General features: G+C 64.5%; 18 protein-coding genes and 1 tRNA gene. 9 read left to right on the top strand and 10 right to left on the bottom strand.

Annotation, left to right across the window (positions count from 1 at the left end):
• Positions 1-7: 7 nt before the first annotated feature.
• Both ftsZ and lpxC read left to right on the top strand, forming a co-directional pair.
• Positions 8-1,198 (top strand): cell division protein FtsZ, encoded by a 1,191-nt coding sequence (gene ftsZ / locus RO07_RS22445; RefSeq protein ID WP_039406001.1) that lies wholly within the window; start codon positions 8-10, stop codon positions 1,196-1,198.
• Between the two features lie 523 nt (positions 1,199-1,721).
• The gene (gene lpxC, locus RO07_RS22440; RefSeq protein WP_039405999.1) at positions 1,722-2,636 is read left to right on the top strand and encodes a UDP-3-O-acyl-N-acetylglucosamine deacetylase; all 915 of its coding nucleotides are present in this window, start codon (positions 1,722-1,724) and stop codon (positions 2,634-2,636) included.
• 122 nt (positions 2,637-2,758) lie between these two features.
• On the opposite strand, the gene RO07_RS22435 is transcribed toward lpxC, so the two are convergent.
• Positions 2,759-3,190: a DciA family protein gene (locus RO07_RS22435; protein WP_052266807.1), complete on the bottom strand. Its 432-nt coding sequence runs from the start codon at positions 3,188-3,190 to the stop codon at positions 2,759-2,761.
• A 338-nt stretch (positions 3,191-3,528) separates the two neighbouring features.
• Here RO07_RS22435 and secA point away from each other — a divergent pair, with 338 nt between their 5' ends.
• The 4 genes from secA to RO07_RS22415 all read left to right on the top strand — a co-directional run bounded on the left by secA (position 3,529) and on the right by RO07_RS22415 (position 9,420).
• A complete protein-coding gene (secA, locus tag RO07_RS22430) occupies positions 3,529-6,324 on the top strand; it encodes a preprotein translocase subunit SecA (RefSeq protein ID WP_039405991.1) in 2,796 nt (931 codons plus the stop codon).
• A gap of 213 nt (positions 6,325-6,537) precedes the next feature.
• Positions 6,538-7,767 (top strand): bifunctional glutamate N-acetyltransferase/amino-acid acetyltransferase ArgJ, encoded by a 1,230-nt coding sequence (gene argJ, locus RO07_RS22425; protein ID WP_039405988.1) that lies wholly within the window; start codon positions 6,538-6,540, stop codon positions 7,765-7,767.
• A gap of 220 nt (positions 7,768-7,987) precedes the next feature.
• Entirely contained in the window at positions 7,988-8,869 is an 882-nt protein-coding gene (locus RO07_RS22420) for an ATP-binding protein (RefSeq protein WP_039405984.1), read from the top strand.
• 116 nt (positions 8,870-8,985) lie between these two features.
• Positions 8,986-9,420: an NUDIX domain-containing protein gene (locus tag RO07_RS22415; RefSeq protein ID WP_039405980.1), complete on the top strand. Its 435-nt coding sequence runs from the start codon at positions 8,986-8,988 to the stop codon at positions 9,418-9,420.
• A gap of 252 nt (positions 9,421-9,672) precedes the next feature.
• Here the strand turns inward: RO07_RS22415 and yacG are convergent, their stop codons facing one another.
• From yacG to RO07_RS22370, 9 genes are all read right to left on the bottom strand, one after another.
• Positions 9,673-9,867 (bottom strand): DNA gyrase inhibitor YacG, encoded by a 195-nt coding sequence (yacG, locus tag RO07_RS22410; protein WP_039405978.1) that lies wholly within the window; start codon positions 9,865-9,867, stop codon positions 9,673-9,675.
• Between the two features lie 4 nt (positions 9,868-9,871).
• The gene (gene zapD, locus RO07_RS22405) at positions 9,872-10,627 is read right to left on the bottom strand and encodes a cell division protein ZapD (RefSeq protein WP_039405976.1); all 756 of its coding nucleotides are present in this window, start codon (positions 10,625-10,627) and stop codon (positions 9,872-9,874) included.
• Between the two features lie 177 nt (positions 10,628-10,804).
• Positions 10,805-11,419, bottom strand: a complete 615-nt coding sequence (coaE, locus tag RO07_RS22400) for a dephospho-CoA kinase (protein WP_039405974.1) — start codon at positions 11,417-11,419, stop codon at positions 10,805-10,807.
• A gap of 14 nt (positions 11,420-11,433) precedes the next feature.
• Positions 11,434-12,234 carry a prepilin peptidase gene (locus tag RO07_RS22395; RefSeq protein WP_039405967.1) on the bottom strand — a complete coding sequence of 267 codons (801 nt, stop codon included), beginning with the start codon at positions 12,232-12,234 and terminating at the stop codon, positions 11,434-11,436.
• Complete coding sequence (locus RO07_RS22390; protein ID WP_052266806.1) at positions 12,231-13,442, bottom strand: type II secretion system F family protein; 1,212 nt, start codon at positions 13,440-13,442, stop codon at positions 12,231-12,233. The genes RO07_RS22395 and RO07_RS22390 overlap by 4 nt, the downstream gene beginning before the upstream one ends.
• 165 nt (positions 13,443-13,607) lie before the next feature.
• Complete coding sequence (locus RO07_RS22385) at positions 13,608-14,816, bottom strand: GspE/PulE family protein (RefSeq protein ID WP_039405965.1); 1,209 nt, start codon at positions 14,814-14,816, stop codon at positions 13,608-13,610.
• A gap of 114 nt (positions 14,817-14,930) precedes the next feature.
• Positions 14,931-16,223, bottom strand: a complete 1,293-nt coding sequence (locus tag RO07_RS22380; protein ID WP_039405962.1) for an HlyC/CorC family transporter — start codon at positions 16,221-16,223, stop codon at positions 14,931-14,933.
• 288 nt (positions 16,224-16,511) lie between these two features.
• Positions 16,512-16,588 (bottom strand) — tRNA-Pro (locus RO07_RS22375).
• A 23-nt stretch (positions 16,589-16,611) separates the two neighbouring features.
• The gene (locus RO07_RS22370) at positions 16,612-17,541 is read right to left on the bottom strand and encodes a polyprenyl synthetase family protein (protein WP_237171484.1); all 930 of its coding nucleotides are present in this window, start codon (positions 17,539-17,541) and stop codon (positions 16,612-16,614) included.
• A gap of 337 nt (positions 17,542-17,878) precedes the next feature.
• On the opposite strand from RO07_RS22370, the gene rplU reads away from it, so the two are divergent.
• The 3 genes from rplU to cgtA all read left to right on the top strand — a co-directional run bounded on the left by rplU (position 17,879) and on the right by cgtA (position 19,769).
• On the top strand, positions 17,879-18,190 hold the full coding sequence (gene rplU / locus RO07_RS22365; RefSeq protein WP_010803930.1) for a 50S ribosomal protein L21: 312 nt from the start codon (positions 17,879-17,881) through the stop codon (positions 18,188-18,190).
• Positions 18,191-18,218: 28 nt separating this feature from the next.
• On the top strand, positions 18,219-18,479 hold the full coding sequence (gene rpmA, locus RO07_RS22360; RefSeq protein WP_039405956.1) for a 50S ribosomal protein L27: 261 nt from the start codon (positions 18,219-18,221) through the stop codon (positions 18,477-18,479).
• Between the two features lie 150 nt (positions 18,480-18,629).
• Complete coding sequence (gene cgtA / locus RO07_RS22355; RefSeq protein WP_039405953.1) at positions 18,630-19,769, top strand: Obg family GTPase CgtA; 1,140 nt, start codon at positions 18,630-18,632, stop codon at positions 19,767-19,769.
• Positions 19,770-19,859: the final 90 nt, after the last annotated feature.

Here is a 19,859-nt window from a genome sequence, read left to right as displayed (position 1 = left end):
AGGCGCTATGAACTTTGAAATGTTGGAAACGGAAACCAACGGCACCATCATCAAGGTGGTGGGTGTTGGTGGCGCTGGCGGCAATGCCGTCCAGCACATGATCAACCGTGGTGTGCAAGGCGTGGAGTTCATCGCCATGAACACCGACGCTCAGGCACTGGGCCGCTCGCAGGCCGGCGTGAACATCCAGCTCGGCAAGACGGGGCTGGGTGCGGGCGCCAAGCCGGAAATGGGCCGTGCCGCTGCCGAAGAGGCGCGCGAGCGCGTGGCCGACGCCCTGCGCGGCGCGCACATGGTGTTCATCACCGCCGGCATGGGTGGCGGTACGGGCACGGGCGCCGCACCGGTCGTCGCGCAGATCGCCAAGGAAATGGGCATTCTGACCGTCGGCGTGGTGTCGAAGCCGTTCGAGTTCGAAGGCGGCAAGCGCATGCGCGTGGCCGAGACGGGTGCGCAGGAGCTGGAAGACAACGTCGATTCGCTCATCGTGGTGCTCAATGACAAGCTGTTCGAAGTCATGGGCGACGATGCCGAGATGGACAAGTGCTTCCAGTGCGCGGACGACGTGTTGCACAACGCCGTGGCCGGCATCGCCGAAATCATCAACGTCGATGGTCTCGTGAACGTCGACTTCGAAGACGTGAAGACGGTGATGGGCGAGCAGGGCAAGGCGATGATGGGGACGGCCACCGTGGCCGGCGTCGATCGTGCGCGTCTGGCCGCCGAGCAGGCCGTGGCGAGCCCGCTGCTCGAAGGCGTGGACCTCTCGGGGGCGCGTGGCGTGCTGGTCAACATCACGGCATCGCGTTCGCTGCGTCTGTCGGAAACGCGTGAAGTGATGAACACCATCAAGAGCTACGCCGCCGAAGACGCGACCGTGATTTTCGGTACCGTCTACGACGACAAGATGGGCGATGCCCTGCGCGTGACCGTCGTGGCGACCGGCCTGGGCCGTGCCATTGCGAAGAAGGCCGCGGCGCCGATGACGCTGCTCAAGACCGGTACCGACAACATGCCGATCGCTACCGGCCACGTGCCGAACGTCGGTCAGGCTGCCGGTACGGACTACGGTGCGCTCGACACGCCGGCCGTGTGGCGCAGCACGCGCGAGACCGCAGCCTCGCACGTTGCCGCGTTGCAGGAAAAGGGCGTCGACACGTACGACATCCCGGCCTTCCTGCGCAAGCAAGCCGACTGACAGGGTTGCGCGCGGGCCAGGTGCCAGTGCCTGGCGCCGCCGCACCTTGGGAATCGCGAGACCTACGCAGGTCGTCGTGAGGATTTGCCGTCGCTCGCCAACCATGCCACCGGGCGTGGGGCGCGTGCACCGCGGTATGAATCCGAACGGCGATACGGCAAGGTTGTGAGGGCGTAGATGCCTGGTGGGTTGCGACAGCCAGAGTCGCAACAGGCGTCAACGTCTCGCAGATGACGAACGTTACGGGTAAGCGTTCGTCATCCCTGACCCGGTCTCGTGATCCTGTCCCCCGACCGCTGCGGCATGCCTCCGTCGCGGCGGCCGGGGCGCCCCGAACCTGAAGGACCTGACGTCGAACCGCGAAGCACCATGTTTCGTTTCGCACCATGGGCGACGTGGAAACAGTGGGGCAAATTCAAAATGTTTCGTAACGAAGCGTTGTGTTTGTGGCACAGCGGCAAAGGCGCCGATCTGGTATACTCGGAACTATGATTCGACGCATCTGATAGTTTTAGCAAATAGCATGCTCAAGCAGCGCACTCTCAAATCCATCGCCAAGACAGTCGGCATCGGCTTGCACTCCGGTCGCAAGGTCGAGTTGTCGCTGCGTCCGGCGCCGCCCAACACGGGCATCGTCTTCTGCCGCACCGATCTGAATCCCCCCGTGGAGATTCCGGCCTCGGCAATGGCGATCGGCGACACGCGTCTGGCTTCGGTGCTGCAGAAGGATGGCGCACGGGTGTCCACGGTGGAACACCTGATGTCGGCATGCGCGGGTCTGGGCATCGACAACCTGTATGTCGATGTGACGGCCGAAGAGATTCCGATCATGGACGGCAGTGCGGCAACGTTCGTCTTCCTGATCCAGTCGGCGGGCATCGAAGAGCAGGCCGCCGCCAAGAAGTTCATCCGCGTGACGAAGCCCGTCGAGATTCGCGACGGCGACAAGTTTGCCCGTCTCGACCCGTTCGAGGGCTTCAAGCTCAAGTTCACCATCGATTTCCGCCATCCCGCCGTCGATCGTACCGGTCAGGCGCTGGAAGTCGATTTCGCCGACACGTCGTATGCGAAGGAAATCGCCCGCGCGCGCACGTTCGGTTTCGCGCACGAAGTCGAGATGCTGCGTGAGCTGGGGCTGGCGCGCGGCGGCAGCATGGACAACGCCATCGTGCTCGACGAATACCGCATCCTGAACAACGATGGTCTGCGCTACGACGACGAGTTCGTGAAGCACAAGATGCTCGATGCCATCGGCGACCTGTATGTGATCGGCCACCCATTGCTGGCGTCGTACACGGCATACAAGTCGGGCCACGGTCTGAACAACCAGCTGCTGCGCGAGCTTCTCGCGCAGGAAGCCTACGAGATCGTGACTTTCGAGCGCGCCGAAGAGGCACCGCGCGGCTTCCAGTTCGAGCCGCAGACGCAGTTTGCATAAATTGCGCATCGCGCTGCCAACGGCTGCGCGAATGTAACAAAACGAAAGCGCCGGAAATCCGGCGCTTTTTTATTTGACGGTCGATAAATTCCGGCGTTGAGGCTCGGACGACGTGCGATCGATCAGGGCTTGCGCGTGCCGCCGTACGAGTGGCGGGCGACGAGGCGGGCGAGGGCGTCGCGCAGTGGCGACGGTTCCAGGGCGTCGCGCAGATCCCGCAGGCTGACGAGGCCCTGCCGCGATAGTCGCGCTTCCTTGGGGGGCTTCTGCGGCTCCGGTTCGGCGATGCTCACGCGAATGCGGATCGTGCGGATGAGCCAGCCGCATCTGGCGAGCCCTTCGATCAATGAGGGCGTTTGCTGCCGCAGGCGCGCCGCCAGCGCATTGTTCGATACGAGAAAGACCAGCGCGCCGTCGCGCGGCGGCGCCAGCCGCACGCTGGCGGCCAGCGGCGCCGGCAGCAGCGAATGCACGTCGCGCTCGAGCCGGCCCAGTTGCTCGGCGGCAACCAGCAGCGAACCGGCCCCGTCGGAAGCAGACAGGAGGTCGGTCATCGGGCGGGCAACGCGGGAGGCTTTGGGTCGTTTCATATGATGAGACAGAGGGCGCCGCATATTTTACCCCGCCATCGGGCGTCACCTCCCGGTATCCCTTGAAAACACCGGCTCGCCGACCTCGGGCGGTGCCGGGACGCGCCACGCCAGCGTGCTAGAATCCGTTTTTCAGTACAGGTATCGAACTGGTGTGTGGCCCGAGTGCCAAACACCGGTGACCCGCAGCGCACAGACGCCTCGGGCGGTTCGGCATCCACGGGGGAAGCGTCCCGCGGGCGCTCGCCGTCGGGCAGGTCGTGCGACTGCGAACGACATTTGCCGTCCTAACCAGTGATCCGATGATTCCCGGTCTTCTTAAAAAAGTATTTGGCAGCCGCAACCAGCGGCTCATCAAGCAGTACCAGAAAACCGTCGTGGCGATCAACGCCCTCGAGCCGCAAATCGCGCAACTGAGCGATGACGAACTGCGCGGCAAGACTGAGGAATTCAAGCAACGTATCGCCCAGGGGGCGAGCGTCGACTCGCTGCTCGTCGAAGCCTTCGCGGTGTGCCGCGAGGCGGGCAAGCGCGTCCTCAAGATGCGCCACTTCGATGTCCAATTGATCGGCGGCATGGTACTGCACTACGGCAAGATCGCCGAAATGCGCACGGGCGAGGGCAAGACGCTCGTCGCCACGCTGCCGGCCTATCTGAATGCGCTCACGGGCAAGGGCGTGCACGTCGTGACCGTCAACGATTACCTGGCGCAGCGCGACGCCGAGTGGATGGCGCGTCTGTACAACTTCCTCGGCCTGTCGGTGGGTATCAACCTGTCGCAGATGTCGCACGACCAGAAGCAGACCGCCTACGCCGCCGACATCACCTACGGTACGAACAACGAGTTCGGCTTCGACTACCTGCGCGACAACATGGTCTACGAGACCGAGCAGCGCGTGCAGCGTACGTTGAACTACGCCATCGTCGACGAAGTGGACTCGATCCTGATCGACGAGGCGCGCACGCCGCTCATCATCTCGGGGCAAGCGGAAGATCACACCGAGCTGTACGTGAAAATGGACCGTCTGCCGGCCATGCTCGAGCGCCAGATCGGCGAAGAGAAGGCCGACGGCACGGGCGTCGAGGTGCCGGGCGACTACACGCTCGACGAGAAGGCGCGTCAGGTGTTCCTGACCGAGCGCGGTCACGAGAAGGCGGAGCAACTGCTTGCCGAGTGGGGCATGATCGCCGAGGGCGATAGCCTCTACGCGCCGCAGAACATCACGCTCATGCACCACGTGTACGCCGCACTGCGCGCACACACGCTGTTCCACAAGGATCAGCACTATGTGGTGCAGAACGACGAGATCGTCATCGTCGACGAGTTCACGGGCCGTCTGATGGCGGGCCGTCGCTGGTCCGAGGGGCTGCATCAGGCCGTGGAAGCGAAGGAACGCGTCACGATCCAGCACGAGAACCAGACGCTCGCGTCGATCACGTTCCAGAACTACTTCCGCATGTACGCCAAGCTCTCCGGCATGACCGGCACGGCGGACACCGAAGCGTTCGAATTCAACGAAATCTACCGTCTCGAGACGGTGGTGATCCCGACGAACCGTCCGCCCAAGCGGATCGACCGTCAGGATCAGATCTACAAGACGGCCAAGGAAAAGTACGACGCCGTCATCAAGGACATCCGCGATTGCGTCGAGCGCGGCCAGCCGGTGCTGGTGGGCACGACGTCGATCGAGACCTCGGAATATCTCTCGCAACTGCTCACGCGCGAAAAGCTGCCGCATCAGGTACTCAACGCCAAGCAGCACGCGCGCGAAGCCGAGATCGTGGCGCAGGCCGGGCGTCCCGGTGTGATCACGATCGCCACGAACATGGCCGGTCGCGGTACCGACATCGTGCTCGGCGGCAACGTCGAGAAGCAATCGACCTTCATCGAGGCCGACGCCAGCGTGTCCGACGCCGACAAGCAGGCGCGCATCAAGCAATTGCAGGACGAGTGGCAAGGGCTGCACGAGCAGGTGAAGGCCGCTGGCGGTCTGCACATCATCGGCACCGAGCGCCACGAGTCCCGCCGGATCGACAACCAGTTGCGCGGCCGTTCAGGCCGCCAGGGCGACCCGGGTTCGTCCCGCTTCTACCTGTCGCTGGAAGATCCGCTGCTGCGCATTTTCGCGGGCGACCGGGTGCGCGCGATCATGGATCGCCTGAAGATGCCCGAAGGCGAAGCCATCGAGGCCGGCATCGTCACGCGCTCGATCGAATCGGCACAGCGCAAGGTCGAGGCGCGCAACTTCGACGTGCGCAAGCAACTGCTCGAGTACGACGACGTTGCGAACGACCAGCGCAAGGTGATCTATCAGCAGCGCAACGAGCTGCTCGAAGCGCAGGACGTTTCGGAGACCATCGCGGGCATGCGCCAGAGCGTGTTCGAAGACCTGGTGCGCACCTACGTGCCGGCTGGTACCGTTGAAGAGCAATGGGACCTGAAGGGCCTGGAGACGACGCTGCGCGAAGAGTGGCAGCTCGATCTGCCGCTGCAGTCGCGCATCGAGGGCTCGGAAGAGATCGACGACGAGGACATCCTCAAGGAAGTGCTCGACGCGGCGGAAGCGTCGTACAACGCCAAGGTCGAGCTCGTGGGGCGCGAGTCGTTCTCGGGTTTCGAGCGTTCGGTCATGCTCCAGAGCGTCGACTCGAACTGGCGCGAGCACCTGGCGGCGCTCGACCACCTGCGTCAAGGGATTCACCTGCGCGGCTATGCGCAGAAGAACCCGAAGCAGGAGTACAAGCGCGAGGCGTTCGAACTGTTCGCCCAGTTGCTCGAGACCATCAAGCTCGAGGTCACGCGCGTGATCATGAACGTGCGCATCCAGTCGCAGGAAGAACTGGAGCAGGCGACGGAGTCGCTCGACGACAACGCTGGCGGCTTGATCAACATCGAGTTCAAGCATGACGAACTCGAGACCGTGGGCGGCGAGGGTGAAGTGGACGAGGAAGCCGGTCGCCCGGTGGTCGCGGCGCTGGCGCAGGCCGCGGCAGCGGTGGCGGCCGGTGGCGAGATGCTGCCGAAGGTCGGCCGCAACGACCCGTGTCCGTGCGGCAGTGGCAAGAAATTCAAGCACTGCCACGGCAAACTGTCTTAAGATGTGAACCGATCGACGCGGCGCCGACATCTGATCGGCGCCGCGTCGTTTGTAGCGCCGGTTTTTCCGGGGGGATGAGGCCAGCGGCTGTGCGCCGACGGACGCCACACCCGGATCGAGCCGGCAGCACCGATCAACCGCCGCCCGGCGGACTGTCGTGCCGACATCGCCAGGGCGGGAGCTGCAACCCTTTCCTCTCGCGGGCGAACCCACATGGCCGTCAATTTCCCCTCGATCGAAGCCTCCCAACTGCGCGCCGTGCCTGGCGTCGAACTGGGCTGGGCCGAAGCCAATATCCGCAAGCCGAACCGCAAGGACGTGCTGGTCATGCGACTGGCCCCCGGCAGCACGGTGTCGGGCGTATTCACGACGAACCGCTTCTGCGCCGCGCCGGTAACGGTGTGCAAGGAGCACCTGGCCGCGCATGCCGGGATTCGCGCGTTGGTCGTCAACACGGGGAATGCCAACGCGGGCACCGGCGAGCCGGGCATGGCCGCCACGCGCCAGACGTGCGACGCGCTGGCCAGGCTGCTGTCGGTCTCGGCCAACCAGATCCTGCCGTTCTCGACGGGCGTGATTCTCGAACCGCTGCCGGTCGATCGCCTCGTGGCCGGTCTGCCGCGGGCCATCGCCAACCTTGCGCCGGCCCATTGGTACGAAGCCGCGCAATCGATCATGACGACCGACACGCTGCCGAAGGCCGCGTCGCGCGAAATCGTGATCGACGGCAAGACGATCGTACTCACCGGCATCAGCAAGGGCGCGGGCATGATCAAGCCGAACATGGCGACCATGCTGGGCTTTGTCGGCACCAACGCGCGCGTCGCGCAGCCGGTGCTCGACGCGTTGGTGAAGTACGTCGCCGACCGTTCGTTCAACGCGATCACGATCGACGGCGATACGTCGACCAATGATTCGTTCATCGTTGCCGCCACGGGGCAGACCGACCTGCCGGAAATCGCCAGCACCGACACGCCCGCCTTTGCGGCGCTGCGCGACGCGCTGCTCTCGATCTCGCAGGAGCTCGCGCAATTGATCGTGCGCGATGGCGAAGGCGCGACGAAGTTCATCACGGTGACGGTCGAAGGCGGCCGCGATGTGGCCGAGTGCCGTCAGATCGCCTACGCGATCGGGCATTCGCCGTTGGTGAAGACGGCGTTTTTCGCGTCCGATCCGAATCTGGGGCGCATTCTGGCCGCGATCGGCTATGCCGGCGTGAACGATCTCGACGTGAGCAAGATCGACCTGTATCTGGATGATGTACTGGTCGCGCGCGCCGGTGGCCGCAACGCGGACTATCGCGAAGAGGATGGCCAGCGTGTGATGAAGCAAAGTGAAATCACGGTACGCGTGGTGCTCGGCCGCGGCGACGCGGCGGCAACGCTGTGGACTTGCGACCTGTCGCATGACTACGTGAGCATCAACGCCGATTACCGTTCCTGAGCCCTGACGCGACGGCCTGGCGTCTCCCACAGGAGGCGAAGGCCGTTGGCGCGGAGCGTCGGTGCCCGACCGGCATCGGCGATGCACCAGTGACAGTCGCCAACCGCCGTTGGCGTATCGCCAGCCGGTGGCAAAAGCACCGTGGCGCACAGCGAAGGGAAACCATAACTCCACGAAGCACCGACATGAGCGCCCGAGAGCGGCGCGGGGATTTCGAAGCATGGACAAACTCGAGCAGTTTCTGACGCGCGCCGAGGGCGTGCTGGCACGGCTGGAGGCGATGTTGCCGCCGGCCGCTCCGGAGATCGACTGGGACACCGCGGTGGCGTTTCGCTGGCGCAAGAAGCAGGGGCGCGGCTTCCTGCAGCCGGTCGCGCAGATCTCGGGCATCACGCTGGGCGATCTACAGAACATCGAACGCCAGAAGGCGCTCATCGAGCAGAACACGCGTCAGTTCGTGCGTCGCGAGCCGGCCAACAACGTGCTGCTCACCGGCGCGCGCGGCACGGGCAAGTCGTCGCTGATCAAGGCCTGTCTGAATCAGTACGCTGCCGAAGGGCTGCGTCTGATCGAGGTGGACAAGGACGATCTGACCGACCTGGGCGATATCGTCGACCTGATTTCACAGCGACCCGAGCGTTTCGTGGTGTTCTGCGACGACCTGTCGTTCGAAGACGGCGAGTCGGGCTACAAGGCCCTGAAGGTTGCTCTCGACGGTTCCGTGGCAGCGCAGTCGGACAACGTGCTGATCTATGCGACGTCGAATCGCCGGCACCTGCTGCCCGAGTACATGAAGGACAACGAGAGTTATCGTCACACCGAGGACGGGGAAATCCATCCGGGCGAAGTGATCGAGGAGAAGATTTCGCTGTCCGAGCGATTCGGCCTGTGGGTGAGCTTCTATCCGTTCAAGCAGGACGACTACCTGACGATCGTCAGCCACTGGCTGCAGCATTTCGGCGTGCCGGCCGATCAGACGGAAAGTGCGCGCCAGGAGGCGCTGATCTGGGCGCTGGAGCGTGGTTCGCGCTCGGGCCGCGTGGCTTTTCAGTTCGCGCGTGACTGGGCGGGCAAGCTGCGCGGCGGCGCGCAGGCGTCGTAACGGTTCGGCGGGCGCCACGTGCGATGCCCGATGTCGGGCACGTGGCGCCCGCCGGATCGACAGAGTGTTTCGCGGGTACGCCCGCTGGTATGGCTGCGGGGCAGCCTGGCAACGATATGACAGATTCGAAACGATTTGCACCGGACGGGCGTCCCGTTACGGAAGTGGCTGTCGGCGTGATGGTACGTCCGGATGGCGCGGTGTTGCTGGGCCAGCGCCCGGCAGGCAAGCCGTACGCCGGCTATTGGGAATTCCCGGGCGGCAAGCTGGAGGCGGGCGAGTCGGTGGCGGCCGCGCTGGCCCGCGAGCTTCACGAGGAGCTTGGCGTGACGGTGGAGCGATGCGCCCCGTGGCGTGTGCTCGAACACGATTACCCGCATGCGTACGTACGGCTGCACTTCTGCAAGGTGACCGCATGGCAAGGCGAGCCGCATGGCAAGGAAGGGCAGACGCTGGCGTGGGAACACCCGCCCGTCAAGGTCGAACCGCTGTTGCCCGCAGCGCTGCCGCCGCTGAACTGGCTGGCGGAGGAGCTGGCTGCGCGGGGATAGCAGGGAGGGCGGGGTGGGCACGGCGAGCGTGGCAGGCGCCTCGCTGGCCGAACGCCATGACATGCGACCAAATGGGAAAAGGCCCTTCGGGGCTAATGCCGTTCAGTTAAGCGTGTTTATTGCTGGTCCGACCAGACGAAGGGCCACGAAACACCGAAAAAAATGCCGCTTCGATTGGCGTCGAAGCGGCATTTTCGCTTTCATTGAACGGCACTAACCCCTTGGGGGTGCTTTTTTCCCGCACGCGCCAGCTCAGCGTTGCGTGGGATCGAGCGGGGCGTCCTGCGACGGATCGTCGGGCGACTCGGCCGGAATCGTGTACTTCTCCGCGGCCCACGCGCCGATATCGATCTGCTTGCAACGTTCCGAGCAGAACGGGCGGAATTTGGCCTCGGGGCCCCACACCACCTTTTTCCCGCAAGTCGGACAGTTGACAACGGTCGTCATGATCTTACAGATTGCAGAGCGTCAGCAGGAACGGCACGTCGCTGTCGACCGGACGCGGCTTCAGATCGCCGTCCTGCGTCGTGAAACGTACCCACAGCATGTACTTGTTCGCGCTCGCCTCGGGAATGACGCGTAAATCGGCTGCCACGCGCACCTGCATGAGCTGGTACACGCGTCCCGTGAGCATCTGCTGGTAGCTGCCTTGCTGCGCCATTGCCTTGCTGGCGTGGCCGGATTCGCGCGCCAGCCCGAGCACGATGGCGATGGCGTCGCGCAGCGGCATCAGCGGGCCGATCCATTTGTCGATGTCGGCACGGCGCTGCTCGGCGTCGTTGTGACGCCAGGCGTAGTACGACGGGAGATCGAAGCGGCACGTGCCGCCCGGGATCACCGACCGGCTGCGAATGCTCGCCAGCCACTCGTTGTCGTTCAGATGCTGGCCGGGCTTGCCGGGGATCTGGTTGAGATTCGCGATGGCGAGTTCGACCTCGCCAATGAACTGCTCGAGCGCGTCGGACGCAATATCGGGATTGCCTCGATAGGTCTGAAGCGTCTGGCGCTGGCGATCGAGCTCCTTGACCAGATCGTTCTTCAGATCGGTTCGCCCCGCGATATCGGCGATCTCGAACATGGTGATCAGCGCCGCGTGGTGATCGAGCGGCTGATCCTGCGCGACGAAAAAGGCAAAGCGCCCGAACAGCTCTTCTAGCCGAAGCAGCGTGCGAATGCGTTCGTTGAGCGGATATTCGTACAGGATCAAGCGCGTTGGCCCAAAAGTTGGCGCTTTTCAGCGTAATGGCGACATTCTAATGCGGGAAACTGTCGAGGTGCAACGCGAGTGGGCGTTCTATCGGGAGCGGCGCGCAGGCGCGGCGCCGGAAACGCGCATGCCCGCCCGCCGCCAACCTCGCCGCTGACCTCGCCGCCTTCCCCGCGATCAACCGTTTTCCGCCTGCGCAGCAAGTTTCAGATAGGCGGCGTGCAGCCTGTCGACCTGCGGCGCGAGCGGTGCCTGAGCGGCATCGTTGTCGATGACGTCGTCGGCTTGCGCGAGCCGCTGCGCGCGGCTTGCCTGACGCGCCATGATCGCCAGAACCTGTTCGCGCGTGAAGCGGTTGCGGGCCATCACGCGGGCGATTTGCGTCTCTTCGGTGCAGTCCACGACCAGCACGCGCTGCACACGCTGGCGCCACGTCCCCGATTCCACCAGCAACGGGACGACGAAAATCAGATAAGGCCCCGTCGCTTGCGCGGCTGCGCGCTCGCACTCCGTTCGAATGAGCGGATGGGTAATGGCCTCCAAACGGGCTTTTGCCGCATCGTCCGTAAATACGGCTTCGCGCATGCGGGCACGATCGAGCGAGCCGTCGGGCGCCACGAAGGCGTCGCCGAACTCGCGCCGGATGGCCGCCATCGCGGCGCCGCCCGGGGCGGTGATATCGTGCGCGATGGCATCGGTGTCGATGATGGCGATGCCGTGCGTCGCGAACAGATTGGCCACGGTCGTCTTGCCGCTGCCGATGCCGCCGGTCAGGCCGATGGCGTAAGTCATGGAGTCCCTCCGATTCAGATCGTCAGGCCGTTGCCCCAGAACAGCGTGGCGACGCCTGCAGTCGCGAGAAATGCGCCGAAGGGAAACATCTGGTCGCTGCGCAGACGCCCTGCGAGCCATGCGGTGCCGGCCACCACGATGGCGAGCAGGCAGGCCAGCAGCAGGATCTGTACCAGCGCCGTCCAGCCGAACCATGCGCCGAGCGCGGCGTAAAGCTTGAAGTCGCCGAATCCCATGCCTTCGCGTCGGCGAACCCACCAGTACACCCAGTACAGCGCCCACAGGCTCATGTATCCGACGGCTGCGCCGATCACGGCCGCGGGCAACGCGCTGAACCAATGGCCCAGATTGACGAGCAGGCCGGCCCAGAGCAGCGGCAGCGTCAGTATGTCGGGCAGAAGCTGCGTGTCGTAATCGATGTAGGCGAGCGCAATGAGCGTCCAGACGAGCCCGAGCGCGCCAAGGCTCTGCCACGTCGGGCCGAATCGCCACGAGACGGCCACGCTCAGCGCGGCGCTCAGTATCGAGAGCTGCCAGCGGCGAGCGGGGGGCGCATGCGCGACGGCTGCGGCCATCGTCGTGGCCATCGACGCGGCGCTCGCGTGTGCCCGGGCTTCCGAGGGGAACGTATCGGCGTCGCCGACGGCCTGCATCTCCGCCAGCCATGCCTGTTCGACGGCCGCTGGCACACGACGCACGATGACGTCCAGCAGCAGACCGGCAACGACACCGGCGCTCGCGAACAGTGCGAGACGCCAATGGAGCTCCAGTTGGGCGAGCCAGTCAACGAGCAGGAACTCGGCGTAACCGTTCATGCGACACCGTATCCGAGTTGGAACATCGGCAGATACATGGCGAGCACCATGCCGCCGATCAGCAGGCCGAGAAACGTAATCATCATGGGTTCGAGCGTTGCACAGGCGCTCACCAGCGCGTGCGAGGCCTCTTCGTCGAGCAGACCGGCCGCCTGGTTGAGCATGCGCCCGAGTGTACCCGATTCCTCGCCGATCACGACCAGTTGCGCAATGACCAGCGGCCAACGGGCGTCGGCTTCGAGCGTCGTTGCCAGACGCGCCCCGCGAGCCACTGCGCGATGCACGTCGTGCGCTGCCTGCTGCATGACGAGATTGCCGCACGCATTCGCTGCGGCATCCATGGCATCCGGCAGTGAGACGCCCGCATCGAGCAACGTGCCGAGCGTTCGCGCCCAGCGCGCCGCGCTCATCATGCGGACGATCTGCCCCGCGCCCGGAAGGTGCAGGATCAAGCGATCGCGCTGGCGGCGCAGTCCCGCGCTGCGCCGCAATGCCGCCGTGGCGATCAGTCCCAGGCAGCCCGACCCCGCCGCCACCCAAGGTCCGTTCGCCAGCGAGGCGCGCGAGACGTCGATGAGCCATCGCGTCATCGGCGGGAGAGGCATGCCGCCGCCGGCGGCGCTGGCGAACAGGCGCTCGAACTCCGGGATCACCCAATGCAGCAGCGCAATCACTACCGCCACCGCGACGACCAGCACCGTCAGCGGGTAGGCGAGCGCACGCTGCAGCTTTTCCCGTATCCCCCGGGTGTGATCGTATTGCGCGCTCAGCCGGCGCAATGTCGGCCCCAACTGGCCGCCGAGCTCAGCGGCCGCGATCAGTTGACAGTCGACGCGGCTGAACCGGCCGCTGGCCCGCGACATCGACTCGGCCAGCGAGTGCCCCTGCCTGACGTCCTGCGCGATGGCGGACGCCAATTGCTTCAGTCCTCGCGTGTGCGCGCCCCGGGCGAGCACGTCGAGTGCGGCCGTGAGCGGCACGCCGGCGCCCAGCAGCGTGGCCAGACGGCGGACGAGATCGGTGGCGTCGGAAGCCCGGGTGCGACCGGGCCGCATATGGCGACGTCCGACCCGTAGATGCGTGATCGTCAGGCGCTGCTCGCGCAGGATGAGGCGCGCGCCTGCTTCGCCGTGCGCAAGCACTTCGCCGCGCCGCCACTGGCCGTCGGCATCGCGTCCTTGCCACTGCCAGCGCCGCGGTTGCGTCATGCGAGGAGGCATGGCTGACCTCGCCTCGTTGTTGTTGACGACACCCCCTGTCGACATCTCCCTCGCGTGCATCGTTCGACAGGGCGGGCGACAAGATGGGCGTCAAGGCCGGCGACAAGGCATGCGAGCGCGAGCGTTGCATCGCGTGAGCATCGCAACGCCGATTCACGCAGGCGTCGTCGCATCGACGTCCTCCTCCGAGACGGTGCCGGCGGCGGCATGCCAGAGGCCGGCTTCGCGCAAGGTCATGACGCCTTCGCTTTGCGCCTGTGCCGCCAGTTCGTGCGGGCTGCGGGCCTGCGCAATGTTGATCGCCTGGATGGCGCTGATGGGCATGACCTGAAACGCCCCGATCCGCCCGGCGAACCCGGTGCCGTGGCAGCGCATACAAAGCGGCGTCGTGCGAGCGTCGGCCTGCGGTGCACGCCCGGGGTCGCACCCGGCGGGGCAGCGGCGTCTGAGCAACCGCTGCGCGCTGATCAGCAGCAGCGTCGACGACAGATTGAACGGCGCGACGCCGAGATCGAACAGGCGGGCGAGCGTACTCGGGGCATCGTTCGCATGGACCGTCGCGAACACGAGGTGCCCCGTTTGCGCGGCCTGCACGGCGATTTCGGCGGTCTGCGCATCGCGTATCTCACCGACGACGAGCACATCCGGATCCTGCCGAAGAAAGGCGCGCAACGCGGTCGCGAAGTCGAGGCCGGCGCGTTCGTTGAGATTGACCTGTGTGACGCCCGGCAAGCGAATTTCCACGGGATCTTCGATCGTCACGATATTGCGCGAGGTGTCGTTGAGGCGGCGCAGGCAGCTATAGAGCGAAACCGTTTTGCCGCTGCCAGTGGGGCCCGTCAGCAGGATCATGCCGTGCGGGCGGGCGATGGCCTGCGTGAGCGCGAGGTACTGTTTCGGCGTGTAGCCGAGGCCTTCGAGCGAGAGCGGGACTTTCGCGCCATCGAGCAGCCGCACGACCAGCTTCTCGCCATGCAACGAAGGCAATGCGCTGACGCGGCATTCGACCGGTTCACCCGCCTCTCGCCACACCATGCGCCCGTCCTGGGGCAGGCGCTTCTGCGAGATGTCCAGATTGGCGAGTACCTTGAGCCGCGAGACGAGCATGTCGCGCCATGGCAGTGGAATGTCGACGTGCTCCTGCAATCGACCATCGATGCGCAGCCGCACGCGAAAGCGCTGCGCCATCGGCTCGAAATGGACGTCGGAGGCCCCCGCTCGAATCGCTTCACCCAGCAACTGCTCGAGAAACTGCAATGGTGAGCCGCCGCGCGATGGCGCGTGCGAGGTAGATGTCGGCGTGTTGGCGACGCCGTCCGTTGCGGTGACGGCGTCTGGCATGGGAGAGGCGGACAGGGACATGGCGGGGTTCGACGAGAGCGGTGTGGAGCTCCAGTCTCGTCAAAACCCTGTTGCTGCTCAATCGGAATTGCCCGAAAAATGGGGGCGTGTCACCTGCAGTGAACGAGGCGCCGCTCAGTCGCGCGATGCTGGGCGCGCTTTCGGTTTGAACAGGCGGACGGTCTTGATCGCCTGGTTGTCGATCTGCACGATTTCCATTCGCACACCGTCGATCTCCATGCTGACGGAGGCTTCGGGAATCTCGCGCAGCACTTCGAGGATCAGGCCGTTGAGCGTTTTGGGGCCGTCGGTCGGCAGATGCAGTCCGAGCCGGCGATTCAGATCGCGCAGCCCGACGCCGCCGCCGACCAGGCAGTCGTCGTCCGCCGTCCACCCGGAACGGCTGCCGCCGCTACCCGGCACGCTAGTCGTGAACTCGCCGATGAGCTCCTCGATGATGTCCTCGGTCGTCACCAGTCCTTCGACTTCGCCGTACTCGTTGACGACCAGTCCCACGCGACGATGGTTCTCCTGGAAGTACTGCAGTTGACGCAGCGCAGGCGTATCGCTCGGAATGAAGTACGGGTCGACGAGCAGTGCGCGCAGCGTATCGACGGTGAGATCGTCGGGGTGGCGCAGCGCCGCGAGCGTGCGTCGCACCGGAAGAATGCCGACGACGCGGTCGATATCGCCGTCGTAGACCGGCAGCTTGTTGTGGTAGCACGTTTCGAGCTGCGTGAGGATCGTGTCGAGCGGCGCCGAGATATCGAGGGCTTCGATGCGCGCGCGCGGCACCATCACGTCGTCGACTGTGATGTTCTCCAGATCCAGCAGATTGAGCAGCACGCTGCGCGGTTTGGTCGGCATGTAGTTGCCGGCTTCGAGCACGATGGTGCGCAACTCTTCGGTGGTGAGGCGGGCTTCGCTGGCCGCACGCCGCGTGTCGATGCGCATCGCGCGCAGCATGCCGCGCACGAAGCCGTTGAGCACCCACACGAGCGGCTTCGCGGCGCCGACGATGGGACCGAGCAGCGTACTCGCCGGCAGCGCGATGCGCTCGGGGTAGGTCGCACCGACGATTTTCGGACCGATCTCGGCGAAGATGATGATCAGCAACGCAATGAGCGCCGTGGCGATCGAGAGCGTGATCGCGTCGTTGCCGAAGTAGCGCACGGCAATCGAGGTCGTGAGCACCGGCACGACCGTGTTGATGACGTTGTTGCCGACGAGAATGGTCGAGAGCAGGTCTTCAGTGCGCGAGAGCAGACCCTGGGTCGCCTTGGCGCCGCGGACGTTCATCCGTACCAGGTGCTTCAGGCGATGGCGGTTGAGCGCCATCATGCTCGTTTCGGAGATCGAAAAAAATCCCGAGCAGATGATCAGCAGGGCGACGGCGCAAATCTGCGCCCATAAGGGCAAGGATTCCAAGCGATGGGGTGCGCGAGCGGCGCAGGCGGTGACAATGAGTTGCCACTATATCAGAGCGGATTTGTGGGGCAGTGGGGTCGGTGCGATGGCGGATAACGCCTCGGAGGCGATCATCGCCAGCACCACCCCGCTGCCCATTGAGCGCCTTGCACGACGCGTGAGGAATGAGTCCCTCTTCGGGCCGATGCCTTCGGATATTCGCAACGACGATCCGATCCGCGCGGGCATAAAAAAACCGCCGGACGCGTCCGGCGGTTTTTCCGCTTTGCTTGAGAGCAAAGTAAATCCTGGTCGGGGTGAGAGGATTCGAACCTCCGGCCTCTACGTCCCGAACGTAGCGCTCTACCAGGCTAAGCTACACCCCGCTTCGATACTGCGGCTTCGCTTGTTAAGTGCGTCGCGCTATCGAGTAAGAGCATAATTCTAGCAGGCTATTTTTGTAATTGGAAGAGGGCAGCGCAGAAATAGTTCGTGCGGCGGCATCGGCTTCTTCCTTTGCGCGGGCCAATGTGTAGTCGAGCGCCCCCGTGCGGGTGATCGCGGCGAGGATCGGTTCGAACTTGTCGGTGCCGCCATTCTCGATCGCTTCGCGAACGAGCGCGCGCTCCTGCTCGGTGCCGTGCTGCAACACGTGGATAAGCGGCAGGGTCGGCTTGCCTTCGCGAAGATCGTCGCCGGCGTTCTTGCCCATCGCATCGGTGTCGCCGGCGTAATCGAGCCAGTCGTCCATCAATTGGAACGCGGTACCCAGACGACCACCGTATTCGCGCACGGCGGTTTCGGTCTGTTCGTCGGCGCCGGCCAGCACGGCCGCGAGTTGCGTCGCCGCTTCGAACAGCGTGGCCGTCTTGTATCTGATGACATGCAGATAGCGCGCTTCATCCACGTCCGGGTCGTGCATGTTCAACAGCTGCAGCACTTCGCCTTCGGCGATGACGTTGGTCGCGCGAGCGAGAATCTGCATCACGCGCATGTTGTCCACGCTCACCATCATCTCGAACGAGCGCGAATACAGGAAGTCGCCGACGAGCACCGACGCCGCATTGCCGAACAGCGCGTTGGCCGTTTGCTTGCCGCGACGCAGATCGGACTCGTCGACGACATCGTCGTGCAGCAGCGTGGATGTGTGGATGAACTCGATGACGGCAGCCAGCTCGTAGCGAGCCTGCGAGGTCACGCCCAGCGCCCCGGCCACAAGCAGGAGCAGCGCCGGACGCAGCCGCTTGCCGCCCGAGTTGATGATGTACTCCGAGATCTGATTGATCAGGACCACCTCGGAGGCCAGCCGGTTACGGATAAGCTGGTCGACGGCACGCATGTCGTCGGCGATGGCGGCCAGTACGTTCTGGGAAGAAGTCGAAGCAGTCAAGACAAGGCTCGGGTGAGGAAAAATTCGCCCCAAATTATATAGTGGGCGCGGCAACTTTCGGGTCCCAGCCCCGCGGAATCCCCGGCTTCATGGAAGTCTTTGACGCAAAAGGAGAAAGTCTGTATAATTCCCCGTTTTCGTGCGCGCATTCGTAGCGACCGGCCCTGAAATACCGCGGTACGCAGGGGCCCGAGGGGCTGCGGCGATGCGAACGGTCGGCAAGACGAGTCCTTCCGGGACCCTCGGCCTGCACGGAAATTCTCTTGTTTATGAGTGAGGTTCAACAATGTACGCGGTCATAAAAACCGGCGGTAAGCAATATAAGGTTGCTGCTGGCGAAAAGCTCAAAGTAGAACAGATACCGGCTGACATTGGCGCTGAAATCACCATCGACCAGGTTCTCGCCGTTGGCGAGGGCGAATCGATTAAGTTCGGTGCGCCGTTGGTCAGTGGGGCTTCCGTCAAGGCTACCGTTATCGCCCAAGGTCGTCACCCCAAGGTGAAGATTTTCAAGATGCGCCGTCGCAAGCACTACCAAAAGCGTCAAGGCCATCGCCAAAACTACACCGAGCTGCGCATCGACAGCATCAACGGCTAATCGATCGAGCTAGGTAAGGAGTTAAGTCATGGCACACAAAAAAGCAGGCGGTTCGTCCCGTAACGGCCGCGATTCCGAGTCGAAGCGCCTTGGCGTGAAGGTGTACGGCGGTCAGGCAATCCTGGCTGGCGGCATCATCGTTCGCCAACGTGGCACGCGCATGCATGCTGGCGAAAACGTCGGCATCGGCAAGGACCACACGCTGTTTGCACTGACCGACGGTCACGTGCAATTCGCCGTCAAGGGCGCAGCGAAGAAGCAATTCGTCAGCGTGGTACCGGCAGCGTAAGCTAAGCCTTTTGCCACCAAAAGGCTCCGCTCCCATGCGGAGCCTTTTTTGTTTGTCCCGTGAGTGTGCCGTGAAAATTCGGCATCGACACGCGGGGTATGGAACAGAGTCAGGATCGTCTGCAGACGGTCGATAAAGCGGAACGGAACCATGAAATTCATTGACGCAGCGCGTATCGAGGTGATCGCCGGGAATGGCGGCAATGGCTCGGCGTCGATGCGCCGGGAGAAATTCGTGCCCTTCGGCGGACCCGACGGCGGCGACGGCGGTCGCGGCGGCAGTGTGTATGCCGTGGCGGATCGCAACATCAACACCCTGATCGATTACCGTTATTCGAAGAAGCACGTGGCGAAGAACGGCGAATCCGGTCGGGGCTCGGATTGCTATGGCAAGGGCGGCGACGATATCTTCCTGCGCATGCCGGTCGGCACCATCATCAGCGACATGGACACGGGCGAGACCATCGCCGATCTGACCGAGCACGGTCAGGAGGTCGTGCTCGCGCATGGCGGCGCGGGCGGTCTGGGCAACCTTCACTTCAAGTCGAGCACGAACCGCGCGCCGCGTCAGAAGACCGACGGCAAGCCGGGCGAGCGTCGCATGCTCCAGCTCGAGCTCAAGGTGCTCGCGGACGTCGGCCTGCTCGGCATGCCCAACGCGGGCAAGTCGACCTTCATTTCGTCGGTGTCGAACGCCCGGCCGAAGATCGCCGATTATCCGTTCACCACGCTGCACCCCAACCTCGGTGTCGTGCGCACCGCGCCGGGCAAGAGCTTCGTCATCGCCGATATTCCCGGTCTGATCGAAGGGGCGGCCGAGGGCGCCGGTTTGGGCCACCAGTTCCTGCGCCACCTGCAGCGCACCGGTCTGCTGCTGCATATCGTGGACATCGCGCCGTTCGACGAGGGCGTCGATCCGGTCGCCGATGCGCGCGCCATCGTGCTCGAACTCCAGAAGTACGACCAGGAACTCTTCGACAAGCCGCGCTGGCTGGTGCTCAACAAGGTCGACATGGTGCCGGAGGACGAGCGCGCCGAGCGCGTGGCCGACTTCCTGAAGCGCTTCGAGTGGGACGGCCCGACGTACCAGATTTCCGCGTTGACGGGCGAAGGCTGCGAGAAGCTGTGCCTGGCGGTGCAGGACTACCTGTATCAGCAGCGCGGCGCCATCGAAGAAGCCATCGAGGACGCCGCCCAGGATCCGCGCTTCCGCGAGGGCGGTGCCGCGCCGTCGATCCCGTCGGCAGACGGTGCGCCGCAAACGCCACCGGACGACGCGCCAAAGGCGTAAACTTCAGATCACTCAAAGGCGGCATCGGCGTTGCAACGGCGCCTGTGCCGGCGATCCGGCTGCTGTGGCCATGCGAGGGAAGGTCGATTC

The sequence above is a fragment of the Pandoraea pulmonicola genome (assembly GCF_000815105.2).
Taxonomy (GTDB): Bacteria; Pseudomonadota; Gammaproteobacteria; order Burkholderiales; family Burkholderiaceae; genus Pandoraea; species Pandoraea pulmonicola.
Note: the sequence above shows the minus strand (reverse complement) of the source record. Positions and strands in the feature narration are given on the sequence as shown.

Coding starts and splice junctions, on each gene's coding strand:
- rpmA (WP_039405956.1), top strand. CDS start 18,219: ATGGCACACAAAAAAGCAGGCGGTTCGTCCCGTAACGGCCGCGATTCC.
- coaE (WP_039405974.1), bottom strand. CDS start 11,419: ATGACTTACGCCATCGGCCTGACCGGCGGCATCGGCAGCGGCAAGACG.
- lpxC (WP_039405999.1), top strand. CDS start 1,722: ATGCTCAAGCAGCGCACTCTCAAATCCATCGCCAAGACAGTCGGCATC.
- cgtA (WP_039405953.1), top strand. CDS start 18,630: ATGAAATTCATTGACGCAGCGCGTATCGAGGTGATCGCCGGGAATGGC.
- RO07_RS22415 (WP_039405980.1), top strand. CDS start 8,986: ATGACAGATTCGAAACGATTTGCACCGGACGGGCGTCCCGTTACGGAA.
- RO07_RS22385 (WP_039405965.1), bottom strand. CDS start 14,816: ATGTCCCTGTCCGCCTCTCCCATGCCAGACGCCGTCACCGCAACGGAC.
- RO07_RS22390 (WP_052266806.1), bottom strand. CDS start 13,442: ATGACGCAACCGCGGCGCTGGCAGTGGCAAGGACGCGATGCCGACGGC.
- ftsZ (WP_039406001.1), top strand. CDS start 8: ATGAACTTTGAAATGTTGGAAACGGAAACCAACGGCACCATCATCAAG.
- secA (WP_039405991.1), top strand. CDS start 3,529: ATGATTCCCGGTCTTCTTAAAAAAGTATTTGGCAGCCGCAACCAGCGG.
- RO07_RS22435 (WP_052266807.1), bottom strand. CDS start 3,190: ATGACCGACCTCCTGTCTGCTTCCGACGGGGCCGGTTCGCTGCTGGTT.
- RO07_RS22370 (WP_237171484.1), bottom strand. CDS start 17,541: ATGCGTGCCGTCGACCAGCTTATCCGTAACCGGCTGGCCTCCGAGGTG.
- yacG (WP_039405978.1), bottom strand. CDS start 9,867: ATGACGACCGTTGTCAACTGTCCGACTTGCGGGAAAAAGGTGGTGTGG.
- argJ (WP_039405988.1), top strand. CDS start 6,538: ATGGCCGTCAATTTCCCCTCGATCGAAGCCTCCCAACTGCGCGCCGTG.
- RO07_RS22420 (WP_039405984.1), top strand. CDS start 7,988: ATGGACAAACTCGAGCAGTTTCTGACGCGCGCCGAGGGCGTGCTGGCA.
- rplU (WP_010803930.1), top strand. CDS start 17,879: ATGTACGCGGTCATAAAAACCGGCGGTAAGCAATATAAGGTTGCTGCT.
- RO07_RS22395 (WP_039405967.1), bottom strand. CDS start 12,234: ATGAACGGTTACGCCGAGTTCCTGCTCGTTGACTGGCTCGCCCAACTG.